Here is an 11,423-nt window from a genome sequence, read left to right on the forward strand (position 1 = left end):
CTCGCGATTTTTGTTTAGTCGCGGTGGAACTTCAGCTTGGATCGGAACGTTCGGCGTCCGCGACTAAACAAAAATCGCGAGACTAACCAACGTCCCCTCAGAAGCGGTAGCTGAGCTCCGCGCCGTAAGTCCGCGGCGGCGCGTAGTACCAGACCAAGTTCCCGAATGTTGAAACGAACGGTGAGACGAAGTTGAAGTTGGCTTCGTCGGTCAGGTTCCGGCCCCACAGCGCGACCTGTGCTCGGTCATCGAGAAAATCGTAGCTGAGCCGAGCGTGGAGCAAGTTGTAGCCACGCTGCGTCGCCTGGGGCACTTCGGTGCCCGCCCAATTGATCGCAGCGTTGTAGGCCCAATCGACGCGCGGCGTGATCCAGCCATCGAGCCACCCGGGACCGCCCGCCTCGATCCCGAAGGAATACTGAAACGAGAGGTACGACTGGAGGTCGGGAACGCCGATGAATCGCTGACCGGCGCGGTCGATCGGCTCCCCATCGAGATCGCTGATGGATTCAAAGGTGTCGTACGTCGCGTCGAGATAGCCGATCGAACCGCGAATCTGCGCACCCTCGAACGGGACCGCGAGGATCTCGACCTCGACCCCCTGTGTGGCCGCCTTCCCGGCGTTCAGCGTCTGGCGATTCGTCTGAATCCCGCCGGGCGCGTCAGGGTCTTCGGCGACCTCGAGGACCCGTGACCTGCAGATCGCTATAACCGCCGTAGAAGAGCGCCAGATTGAACGTCACTCGCTGGTCGAAGCCGATCGTCTTGAAGCCGAGCTCGTCCATGTCGAGCGTCTCCGGATCGAATGGCAGCAGCTCCTCCACCTGCGGGTTGATGACTCCGTTGAAACCACCACCTTTGAAGCCTCGCGAGTAGGTGAAGTAGCCCATCAGGTGATCGAGGGGCGTGTCGCCCATCAGATCTTCGGGCAGGGTGAACGCGAGACTACCCATCGGCGTCCATGCGTCGAACGTCTTCGAGTTCGCCTCGTCGACGGTCGGCGGGGCGTCGGCACGAGGGTCGCGACTGATGATCCCGAGCTCCTTCTTGTCCGACGTGTAGCGGACACCGCCGGTGAGGCTCGCCCACTCCGTCATGTCCCTCGTGGCCTGGCCGAAGAGCGCCCAGGTGAAGTTGTCTATCTTGGTCGTGCCCTCGGTGACGGAGTTCAGGACCTCGGGGACGGCCTGGGTCACGCTGACGTCGTTGCCGTTCTCCCAGAAGAGGAACGCACCGGTCACGTAAGAGAGCCCACCCTCGAGCGCTTCGCCGTTCACCTGGAACTCCTGACTGACCTGCTCCTGCAAGCGGCCGTCACCGTTCAGCGGGTCGCCGCCGGAATTCGAGAGCTGCAACAGCTGAAACTAGGTCATGTCGAGGTCGTCACGGCGGCGCGGCTTTTGCTGGCGCCACGAGGTGAGAGACTTCAACTCCAGGCTCTCCAGTGGGCCCAGATCACCGGTGTCCCACTGAATCGTCCCCCAGGTTCCGTAGCTCTCGACGTCCAGGATCTGCGCGACGTTCGGCGAGCCTTCGAACAGCTCGCTCTTCTCGCACGCGTCGTAGAAACCGGGCACGAGCGTACCCAGGCCTTCTCGAAGAATGACCTCGCACTCTCCGCCTTTCCCAAACGTGTGTTGCCGCGACCACGAACCACTCACGTCGATCGTCACGTCGTCGACGGGAAGAACCCGGACCGAGCCGAGAAACGACAGCGAGTTGCGGTTGCTGTACCCATGATCGCGGAACGAGTTCTCGAAATAGCCCGCATCGTTCTGACTTCCGAACGCGAACCTCGCGAAGAGGCGGTCCTCGATCACGGGGAGGTTCACCATGGCTCGGGTATCGATCGTTCCCAGGCTGCCGGGACGCACGAAGGCGAAGCCCTCGAATTCTTCGCTCGGTTTGATGGTCGTGATGTTGATCGCGCCGCCGACGGTGTTCTTTCCGAACAGTGTCCCCTGGGGCCCACGCAGAACTTCGACCTGCTGCACGTCGAGCACGTCGATGATGCTGCCGAACGACCTGGGGAGGAAGACCCCATCGACGTAGATCCCGACGCCCGGATCGAAGGCGATCTCTCCGGTCGACGTCCCGACGCCGCGGATCTTGACCGTGCTCTCGAGATTTCGACCGGCGGTGAACTCCATGTTCGGAACGAGATCCTGAATCTCGTCCAGCCGTGTGATGCCCGCCTCGCGGAGGGTCGTCTCCCCCAGCGCGGTGACCGAGACCGGGGTGTCCTCGAGAAGCTCGTCCCGACGTCGCGTTGGTACTCAGACGGGGATTCGATCCGTTCGGCGCCGGCCGGCCCGGGCCACGACTGCGGCCCCAGGGCCAGTAAGGCTAAACCGGCGATGGCGGAGTGCTTTCCAGCTCGTGAGTTCGGCATGAGTCCTCCCCGAACGAGCTTCTGGCACAGCACAACGAAAGCGTCGACGAGACGGAGAAACCCGCTCGTTCGCGATGCCCTACCGGTGCTAGGCTCGCCGCAATGCGCGCCCAAACTCGCCGTGCACCGACCGCAGGTCTTCTGGTCCTGATCCTCATCGCGGGCTGCGGCGACAGCAGCAGTTCCGGCGAAACGTCGGACGGCCGCGGCGATGGCGGGAGCCCTTTCGACGGCACCATAGAGCTCAACGTCCCAGACGCCGAATTCTGCGAGGCACTAGATCGCCGACACTGCCTGCTCCCGTTCCCCAGCGACTTCTTCACCGAGACCGACGACGCCACCGACACGGGGATCCACGTTCTCCTTCCCACGGATGCGATGCCGGTCAACGTTCATGGCGTTCCGGTCGACACGACCGAGTGGAATCGAAACGATGGATTTTCGCCGGGCGCCCAGATCCTGACGTATGTCGGCAAGGTCGACCTACCCGCCTCCGGCGCAGCGCCGATCACGGACATGGCCCGGTCTCTCGAGCCCAACGCACCGATCGTGCTCCTAGACGTGGAGACCGGCGAGCGCATTCCGCACTGGGCCGAGTTCGACGCCAACGTCGAGAGCGATGCCAATCGCGTTCTGTTCGTGCGACCCGTGAAGAACCTCCTGGAAGGGCATCGACACATCGTCGCGTTGCGCGGACTCGTCGATACTTCGGGGGAGGCGATTTCAGCATCGGATGAGTTCCGCGCTTACCGCGATCGCCTCGAGTCCACCGTCCCGGCAATCGAAGACCGCAGAGAGCACATGGAGGGCCTCTTCGCCTCGCTCGACGGTGCCGGCGTGGATCGCGCCGACCTGATTCTCGCGTGGGACTTCACCGTCGCAAGCGAACGCAACCTCTCCGAGCGCCTGCTCCACATGCGGGACGACGCGTTCGCGCGCCTCGCCGATGCGGCTCCCGCGTTCGCCGTGACGGAAGTCGAGGTCGATCTCGACGACAACGTCGCGCGACGTATCACAGGAACGTTCGAGGTCCCGCTCTACATGACCGAGGGCGGAATCCCCGGGGCGCGCCTCGCCTACGGCGACGACGGCCTTCCGGCCCACACGGGCACGTATACAGCTGCCTTCCGCTGCATCGTCCCGGGCGTGGCTCTCGCGGGCCCAGACGGCACTGCCGTGCCCGCGCGCCCGAGCGTCTACGGACATGGGCTCCTCGGGAGCGAACGCGAGGTGAGCGCCGGGAACGTACGGGCGATGTCGAACGAGCACCGGTTCGTGTTCTGTGCGACGAAATGGCTCGGCATGTCCGAAGAGGACATCAGCAACGCCGTCGGGATCCTCAGCAACTTCGCCAACTTCCCGACGCTTGCCGACCGTTGCCAACAGGGAATCCTGAACGCGTTGTTCCTCGGCCGGCTGATGATCCACGCGGACGGACTCGGCTCGCACGAAGCGTTCCAGGGGAGTGGCGGCGCCTCCGTCATCGATCCAAGCGAGCTCTTCTACGACGGCAACAGCCAGGGCGGCATCATGGGAGGTGCAGCGACCGCCGTGGCGATCGACTGGACCCGCGCCGTGCTCGGCGTGACCGGAATGAACTACTCGATCCTCCTGCAACGCAGCGTCGACTTCGACACCTATAACGCCATCTTCGAGCCCGCCTACGAGAACGAGATGGAGCGAAGCCTTCTCCTCGTCATCGCGCAGATGCTCTGGGACCGCGGCGAAGCGAATGGGTACGCCCACCACATCACCGAAGACCCGCTTCCGGGTACGCCCGCGCACGAGGTCCTGATGCACGTCGCGCTCGGAGATCACCAAGTCGCGCAAACAACGGCCGCCATCGAGGCGCGCACGATCGGCGCGAAAATCCACCGGCCGGCCGTCACCAAGGGGCGACTCCAAGACCTCACCCCGTTCTGGGGCATCGACCCGATTCCGGCCGACCCGTACTCGGGCTCCGCCCTGGTCATCTGGGACAGCGGCTCACCGGCACCTCCGCTCGAGAACGTTCCCCCGCGAGAGGGCGAGGACCCCCACGAACACCCGCGCGCGGACGAACAGGCGCGCGTGCAGAAGTCAGAGTTCCTGCGCACGGGGGGCACAGTGGTGAACGTTTGCGGTGACGCGCCCTGCATGGTTCCGCGCTAGTGTACCGCCGGCTACCCTCAGCGACCTGACCGCGCGGTTGCTTGCGACCGAGGTCGAGTCCGGTCTATGACCCCACATGATGGCGCGGTCGCTCTGGGTCGTTCTACTCTTGCTCGATCTTCTCGTCGTCCCGACACCCCGGACATGGGCCCAAGACGCCCCCCCGGAAGCCGAGAAAGACAGGGGTCGGATCGAGGAAATCATCGTTACGGCCCGCCGTAGGGAAGAACTCCTCGAGGACACGCCGATCTCGATCACGGCGGTCACGGCGGACGCACTCCGCGAGACCGGCGTCACGCGCCTGAATCAGATCCAGGAACTCGTCCCTAACCTGACCTTCTACTCAGGCCGCTCCGGAACGACCTCCGCCGTCTTCATACGCGGCGTCGGGCAGGTGAATTCCATCATCACGTTCGACCCCGGCGTCGGGATCTACGTCGACGGGGTCTTCCTCGCACGCGCGGCCGGCTCGGTGCTGAACGTATCGGACATCGCACAGGTCGAGGTCCTGCGCGGCCCCCAGGGGACGCTATTCGGCAAGAACACGGTCGGCGGTGCGATGAACATCACCACCGTGCAGCCCAAGGAGGAGCTCGAAGGCTGGGCGTTTGTCCGAGCCGGTAGCTTCGACTCGGTCCAAACGCGCGCAATGGTCAACATTCCGGTCGACTTCGGCTGGCTCGAGGACAAGCTCTTCACCCGCTTCTCGTTCTCCTCCGAGAACAGCACGGGCTACACGAAGAACACTTTCCAGAATCGGAACGGGAATACGAGGAACTCCCTCGCGTTCCTGGGAGCCGCTCGCTTTCTGCCCACCGAAGACATCGAGTTCCTCTTGAAGGGGAGTTGGTTTCGCGACCATACGACGAGCAAGGGCGGAGAATGCGTCGTGGTGACGGATCCGTCGCCGCTCTCCGGGCTGATCCAGGAACCGGGCTTCCTGCCCGCGTGCCGCGATAGCCAACCATACCGCTTCCAAGCCGACACCGCGTCCATCGCGGACCTCGAGAGCTACGGCCTGTGGGGCGTCGGCACCTGGGACCTCGGCGATGCCGGCCCCGCCGAGAACCTCTCACTGAAGTCGATCACTTCGTGGCGCGAGCAGGTTCCTCAGATCCGCGAAGACGGCGACATGACGCAGTTTCGCGTTCTGCAATTGAACGACATTCCCGGCGATCCACCGTTCAATGGAGAGGCGGGCCATCAACAACAGATCAGTCAGGAAATCCAACTCCAGGGCGATGCCCTCGAAGGCAACCTCTCCTACATCGGAGGCTACTTCACCTATTGGGAGACGGCGGACGCGACCCAGACGATCGAGTCGCTCACGAAAGCGCCGGCGAGTCTCGGCGGAAGCTCGCGAGCCCACGTCGCCGTCGACAACTGGTCGTGGGCCCTGTTCGCCCAAGCTACGTACGATCCGCTCGAGTGGCTGAGCCTTACCGCCGGGCTCCGGTACACCGAGGAGAAGAAGGGCTTCGCGAAGAATCAGATGAACGTCTTGAACGGCGACATCATGGTCGACGCAGACGAGAGCGAGGTCTTCACCGCGTGGACTCCGATGGCGAACTTGTCCATCCGCGCACCCGACGATTGGATCGACTCAACACCCTTCGATCACTTGCTCGGCTACCTCACCTACAGCCAAGGCTTCAAAGGCGGTGGCTTCAACGGCAACACGCGCAGCGGTGTCCCCGATCAACTCCAACCGTTCGACCCGGAGACGCTCGACTCGTACGAGATCGGCTTCAAGACGATCTCATGGGAACAGAAACTCATCTTCAACGTCTCGCTCTTCTATGGCGACTACTCCGACATCCAGGTCTCCACCGTCGTTCCGGGCAGTGGCTTCCTCGCGGAGATCGTGGTGCGGAACGCGGCAAAGGCGACCACGAAAGGCGGTGAGTTCGAGCTTACCGCCCTCCCCTTCGACGGCGCGCAGATCATCGGCTCGATCGGCTTCGTCGATGCCACCTACGACGACTTCTCGAGCGTGAGCGCTCTCGACAATTCCGTGATCGACCGGGCGGGCGAGCCGTTCAACGACATTCCGGCGTTCCAATCACGCCTGACATTGCAGTATTCCTACGAGCTCCCTGCGTTCGGGCCCGACTGGCTCGACGGCTGGATCACACCGCGACTCGACTGGTTCTATCGAAGCGCCGTGAACTACCAGTTCCCGGAACTCACCCAGGCCGTACAAGGCGGATACAACTTGCTCCACGGCCGCCTTTCCTACGATTTCAACAACGACCGCAGCCAGGTCGCGTTCTGGGCCCGAAACCTGACCGACGAAGCCTACTTCCAGCAGGTCCTCCCAACAGCCAGCACCCTCGGAACCGCAACGAGGTACTACGAATCCCCGCGCTCGTTAGGAGTAGAGTTGAGCCACCGCTTCTGAGGGGACGTTGGTTAGTCTCGCGATTTTTTTTTAGTCGTGAACGCCGAGCGTTCGGGCCCGAGCTGAAGTTCCATCGCGACTAAACAAAAATCGCGAGACTAACCAACGTCCCCGACCCGACAGGCGACCTCGGCGGCGGTGGGTATCGAGGGGCCGGCGCCGGCTCGCTCGACGCAAATCGAGGCGGCGAGGTTCGCGTAGGAGAGCGCGCCTTCGAGATCGTCGCCGGCGGCCGTGCGCGCAGCGAGAGCGCCGACGAACGTGTCGCCGGCGGCTGTCGTGTCGACGACTCTCGCGGGATGTCCGGCGAGGATGATTTCGCGGTGTCCGGCAAGCGCTACCACGCCGTGCCCACCCAGGGTCGCTACGACGGTCTGAGACGAATCGGTCCGGGCGGCGCGCAGGCCCGCGAACACTGCGGCGGTGTCCGACGGGTTCGGCTCGGGCCGCTCGGCCAAGTAGGCGAGCTCGCTCTCGTTCACGACGAGGACGTCGGCGCAGCCGAGACTCGACGCGCCCCCTGGAAGAGACGGCGCCGCGTTCAGGATCGTGGTCGCGCCCGCGGCACGGGCCCGGCCGAGAACCGCGGCGACCGTGGGCAAGGGGATCTCGAACTGACAGACGACGACGTCGCCCTCGGAGAAGTCGGCGACGACGTCGTCGGGCTCGACGCGACCGTTGGCGCCGGGAACGACGACGATCGAATTCTCACCGTCCGAGGCCACGACAATCAGCGCCACACCCGTGGCGACGCCTTCGGTCCGAACGACGTGCTCGACCCGCAGTCCCTGCGCTCCGAGGAACGCCATCTGCTCCCCACCGAAGCCGTCGTCGCCGACCCGACCGACCATCCAGGTCTCGGCACCAAGCCGCGCCGCGGCCACCGCCTGATTCGCCCCCTTCCCACCGGGATGCGTCGCGAACTCCATCCCCACCAACGTCTCACCCGGCCGAGGCTGCCTATCCGCTCGAGCGACGAGGTCCACGTTGATTGATCCGACGACGAATACCCTCGACATTTCTCACTCCATGCCACGATCTGCCGCCGTAACGCCATGGCAATCCACTTATCGGATCTCGCCGGGACGCCGATATCCAAGTCGTGGCCGGAGGGTGGACCGGCGTGATCTCGAACGAGCTGTGCGATTGGGGCCTAGAAGCTCCCGTCGCCGACTCGTTCGCCTGCGAGTTCTTCGTGAACCAACCCTACGACGTTGCGACCGGGACCGTCCTTCTCTGCAAACGCCTCGGAGTTCTAGGCCCGGAAGAACCGGCGGCCGGAACGATCGGCTAGCGCGGCGAACGCCGTCTAGCAGTCGCCTTCGAGGCCGGCCGCCCACGCGATTCCGCCCTCGAGGACGCCGACGTACAGCTCTTCCTCGTACGCGCTCGCTGCGTGCCCCATCGCAGAGTAGAGCGATCTCCCCTCGCCGATGCACTGGCTCCAGAGAACCGGGTGATCTTCGCCCATCCGAAGGTCCGTATTGATGAAGTAAAAGAGATGCATCTCCGGCGAGTAGGTGGTCTCGTCGAGCTTCGCCAAGACACGCACCCCTTTGTTTCGCGGGCTCTCTTCGAAGGAGTACCACTCGTCGGTGCGCACCCAGTTCGCCGGCAGGTGCTTGGAGGCGGGGTGCTCCGAATCTTCCACGATGACGGTCGCCTCTTGAAACTGAGGCCCCATGGGGTGTCCGGTGAACTGCGCGCCGATCAGATCAGTTCCGTACCAGCCCCACTCGTAGCTCGGGTCGCCGCCGGCACCGTGGATCCCGACGAAGCCACCACCCTTCTCGACCCACGAACGCAAGGCAGTCTCCTGCGTCTCACTCAGAATCGGGCCGCTCGTATTCTGGAAGACGACGACGTCGAACTTGGTGAGATCGTCGTCGTTGATGACGGCGCCGTTCTCGGTGGCAAAGAGCGACCAGCCTCGCTTCTTCGCAATGGCCTCCAGTGCCGTGTGGGCCGCGGGAATCGCTTCCTCATGCCGGAAGCCGTTCGTCTTGGAGAGGACGAGGACGGCGGGACGGCTCAACTCGGGGATGTCCGGAGGGTCGGTATCGTGATCGTGGCTGGGAAAGATCACGCGCAGCCCGCTGCACCCACCCAGGAGGAGGAGTGCGGACAGAAGCGCGGCGGCGGGTTGGCAGCATCCGGTCATCCTCATTTAGTAGTCCCCCGCCTTTCGACGATCAAACAGAACCCCGCGGCCGGACTCGCAAGTAGCGGCCCCCTGCGAATCGTGGCACTAGGCAGCATGCCGCAAACGACCACTCCCACCTGGATCGACCACAGCCTCCTCGACGAAGTGAGCACCGCCGCCGCCGAGTCGCCGCGCCGTCGGCGCAATCGGAACTTCCACGGCGAGGACACCTCCGCGTGCCATCGCCTGCTGAACGGGATCGAGCCCGATTCCTACATCCGCCCCCACCGGCACTCCCATCCGGACAAGGACGAGTCTATCCTGTGTATCCGCGGCCGGCTCGGTGCCCTCTTTTTCAACGCGGACGGCACGCTCACGGCGACCAAGGTTCTCGACGCGGGAGGTCCGACGATTGGTGTCGACATCCCGCACCGAACGTTCCACTCGCTGGTCGCCCTGGAGCCCGGCACCGTCTTCTTCGAGGCAAAGGCCGGCCCCTACGAACCCCTCGGAGAAGACGATATCGCGTCCTGGGCTCCGGCCGAAGGCGACAACGAAGCGACGAGCTACCACGCGCAGCTCGCCGCGCACTTCGAGTAGGTCTCTACGCAGAGGCCTTCGCACGGCGCACGGCGTCGGCGATCTCGTCGAGCAACTTCTCGGTCTCGTCCCAACCAATGCAGGCGTCCGTGATTGAGACGCCGTACTCGAGAGGCACGTCCGGTTTCCAGCTCTGCTTCCCGGGCGCGAGATTGCTTTCGATCAAGAGGCCGCACACGGCCGACTGCCCGTCTTCGAACGTCTTCAAAACCTGGCGACACACTTCGGCCTGGCGCGTGTGGTCCTTGCCGGAATTGTCGTGCGAGGTGTCGATCATCACCGGCCGGGCCGCCTCGAAGTCGGCGACGAGTTGCACGGCCTCGGAGATCGCCTCCGCACCGTAGTTCGTTCCGTCGCGGCCGCCGCGGAGCACGACGTGCCCATCAGCGTTTCCCGTGGTCTTCACGACGGACGTCAGGCCGTCCGCATTGATCCCGAGGAACGAATGGGAAGATCGCGCCGAGATGAGGGCGTTCTTAGCCGAGTCCAAGCGGCCGTCGGTTCCATTTTTGAAGCCGATGGGCATCGAGAGTCCGCTCGCCATCTCCCGGTGCGTCTGACTCTCGGTCGTGCGGGCGCCGACGGCGGCCCACGAGAGCAGGTCCGCCACGTACTGCGGCGTGACCGGGTCGAGGACTTCGCTCGCGCACGGCAGACCGAGGCCGTTCACCTCCACGAGGAGAGCACGCGCACGATCGAGCCCGGTGCTGATGTCGCACGTCCCGTCCAGGTGGGGATCGTTGATGAGCCCCTTCCAGCCGACGGTCGTGCGCGGCTTCTCGAAGTAGGTGCGCATGACCACAACGAGGGACTCCTCCACGCGGTCGGCCACGGTCTTAAGGCGGCGTGCGTACTCGAGCGCGGCGTCGGGATCGTGCACGGAGCAAGGGCCGACGACGACGAAGAGGCGATCGCGATCGCGGCCGTGGAGAATGTCGCGAATCTTCTCGCGCGTGCGCACGACGAGCTCTCCGATCTCCGCTGTGACCGGATGAGCCCTGCGAATCGTTCGCGGCGTCTCAAGCGGCTCGAGGACCTCGGTGTTCAGATTGTCGAGTGAAGCCATTTCCGATCCGTCTACGGGACCGCGACCCGGCCCGCCACCTGGGACCCAAACGCAGATCGGCTCCGCCCTGCTGGAAGGCGGCGCCGATCGCGCTGGTGCTTGTGGTGCAGGCCCGACCTAGAACAGGTCGGCTGGCATCTCCATGAAGGCGCGAACCGCCGAGCCGTACGGAGGCGCAGGAGTCGGCTCCGGCCTAGGCGCCGGGGTCGGATCCAGAGTCGGTGCGGGCGTCGGCCCCGGGGTCGGTCCGACCGTGCTCTCGCAGCCCTTCACCTTCTCGCCATTGATGCAGATGTCATTGCCACCGCGCCCGCGGATCTTGTCGCTACCTGGGCCGCCATCGCCGAAGTCGCCCCACGAGCCCTAGGTGATGTTGTCGGTGCCCTCGCACCCCCAAAGGATGTCGTTCCCGCCGCGACCCTTGAGGCGATCGTTGCCGCCCATTGCGCATAGGATGTCTTCGCCGGGCGTCCCTGTGAGCCGATCCCGGCCCTCGGACCCGATGACCGCGCCCGAACTCGCACACGCAGTCGCACAGTCGTTCGCCACCGCGCCCGCACTTGCAGGGGTCGCGGCCGACAGGACCAGAAGGCCGGCAGCAACCAGCGAGAGGTCCCTAAAAGTGCGCCGCATCGGCTTCTCTCCTCCGGGCAGGCCCGGAAACCACAGA

The 11,423-nt window shown here is 64.6% G+C and carries 10 protein-coding genes and 1 pseudogene; 4 read left to right on the forward strand and 7 right to left on the reverse strand.

All coding sequences use genetic code 11. From position 1 onward, the window contains the following. Nucleotides 1–97: 97 nt before the first annotated feature. The 3 genes and pseudogenes from P8R42_23140 to P8R42_23150 all read right to left on the reverse strand — a co-directional run bounded on the left by P8R42_23140 (nt 98) and on the right by P8R42_23150 (nt 2,234). Complete coding sequence (locus tag P8R42_23140) at nt 98–628, reverse strand: TonB-dependent receptor (protein MDG2307493.1); 531 nt, start codon at nt 626–628, stop codon at nt 98–100. A gap of 34 nt (nt 629–662) precedes the next feature. Further along, the gene (locus tag P8R42_23145) at nt 663–1,355 is read right to left on the reverse strand and encodes a TonB-dependent receptor (protein ID MDG2307494.1); all 693 of its coding nucleotides are present in this window, start codon (nt 1,353–1,355) and stop codon (nt 663–665) included. A gap of 9 nt (nt 1,356–1,364) precedes the next feature. After that, nucleotides 1,365–2,234: pseudogene (locus P8R42_23150) on the reverse strand (TonB-dependent receptor plug domain-containing protein). A gap of 260 nt (nt 2,235–2,494) precedes the next feature. On the opposite strand from P8R42_23150, the gene P8R42_23155 reads away from it, so the two are divergent. Both P8R42_23155 and P8R42_23160 read left to right on the forward strand, forming a co-directional pair. Continuing rightward, nucleotides 2,495–4,543 carry a hypothetical protein gene (locus tag P8R42_23155; protein MDG2307495.1) on the forward strand — a complete coding sequence of 683 codons (2,049 nt, stop codon included), beginning with the start codon at nt 2,495–2,497 and terminating at the stop codon, nt 4,541–4,543. Between the two features lie 76 nt (nt 4,544–4,619). Next, nucleotides 4,620–6,944: a TonB-dependent receptor gene (locus P8R42_23160; GenBank protein MDG2307496.1), complete on the forward strand. Its 2,325-nt coding sequence runs from the start codon at nt 4,620–4,622 to the stop codon at nt 6,942–6,944. Between the two features lie 98 nt (nt 6,945–7,042). Here the strand turns inward: P8R42_23160 and P8R42_23165 are convergent, their stop codons facing one another. Then, nucleotides 7,043–7,963, reverse strand: a complete 921-nt coding sequence (locus tag P8R42_23165) for a ribokinase (GenBank protein MDG2307497.1) — start codon at nt 7,961–7,963, stop codon at nt 7,043–7,045. Between the two features lie 104 nt (nt 7,964–8,067). On the opposite strand from P8R42_23165, the gene P8R42_23170 reads away from it, so the two are divergent. After that, complete coding sequence (locus P8R42_23170; GenBank protein MDG2307498.1) at nt 8,068–8,238, forward strand: hypothetical protein; 171 nt, start codon at nt 8,068–8,070, stop codon at nt 8,236–8,238. Nucleotides 8,239–8,253: 15 nt separating this feature from the next. Here the strand turns inward: P8R42_23170 and P8R42_23175 are convergent, their stop codons facing one another. After that, nucleotides 8,254–9,111, reverse strand: coding sequence for a ThuA domain-containing protein (locus P8R42_23175; GenBank protein MDG2307499.1), 858 nt, complete (start codon nt 9,109–9,111; stop codon nt 8,254–8,256). A gap of 90 nt (nt 9,112–9,201) precedes the next feature. On the opposite strand from P8R42_23175, the gene P8R42_23180 reads away from it, so the two are divergent. Further along, complete coding sequence (locus tag P8R42_23180; GenBank protein ID MDG2307500.1) at nt 9,202–9,687, forward strand: WbuC family cupin fold metalloprotein; 486 nt, start codon at nt 9,202–9,204, stop codon at nt 9,685–9,687. Between the two features lie 4 nt (nt 9,688–9,691). Here the strand turns inward: P8R42_23180 and P8R42_23185 are convergent, their stop codons facing one another. Next, the gene (locus P8R42_23185) at nt 9,692–10,753 is read right to left on the reverse strand and encodes a 3-deoxy-7-phosphoheptulonate synthase (protein ID MDG2307501.1); all 1,062 of its coding nucleotides are present in this window, start codon (nt 10,751–10,753) and stop codon (nt 9,692–9,694) included. A 363-nt stretch (nt 10,754–11,116) separates the two neighbouring features. Further along, the gene (locus P8R42_23190) at nt 11,117–11,386 is read right to left on the reverse strand and encodes a hypothetical protein (protein MDG2307502.1); all 270 of its coding nucleotides are present in this window, start codon (nt 11,384–11,386) and stop codon (nt 11,117–11,119) included. Between the last annotated feature and the right edge of the window lie 37 nt (nt 11,387–11,423).

The sequence above is a fragment of the Candidatus Binatia bacterium genome (assembly GCA_029243485.1).
GTDB lineage: Bacteria > Desulfobacterota > Binatia > UBA12015 > UBA12015 > VGTG01.

Coding starts and splice junctions, on each gene's coding strand:
- P8R42_23155 (MDG2307495.1), top strand. CDS start 2,495: ATGCGCGCCCAAACTCGCCGTGCACCGACCGCAGGTCTTCTGGTCCTG.
- P8R42_23160 (MDG2307496.1), top strand. CDS start 4,620: ATGATGGCGCGGTCGCTCTGGGTCGTTCTACTCTTGCTCGATCTTCTC.
- P8R42_23165 (MDG2307497.1), bottom strand. CDS start 7,963: ATGTCGAGGGTATTCGTCGTCGGATCAATCAACGTGGACCTCGTCGCT.
- P8R42_23175 (MDG2307499.1), bottom strand. CDS start 9,111: ATGAGGATGACCGGATGCTGCCAACCCGCCGCCGCGCTTCTGTCCGCA.
- P8R42_23180 (MDG2307500.1), top strand. CDS start 9,202: ATGCCGCAAACGACCACTCCCACCTGGATCGACCACAGCCTCCTCGAC.
- P8R42_23185 (MDG2307501.1), bottom strand. CDS start 10,753: ATGGCTTCACTCGACAATCTGAACACCGAGGTCCTCGAGCCGCTTGAG.
- P8R42_23190 (MDG2307502.1), bottom strand. CDS start 11,386: ATGCGGCGCACTTTTAGGGACCTCTCGCTGGTTGCTGCCGGCCTTCTG.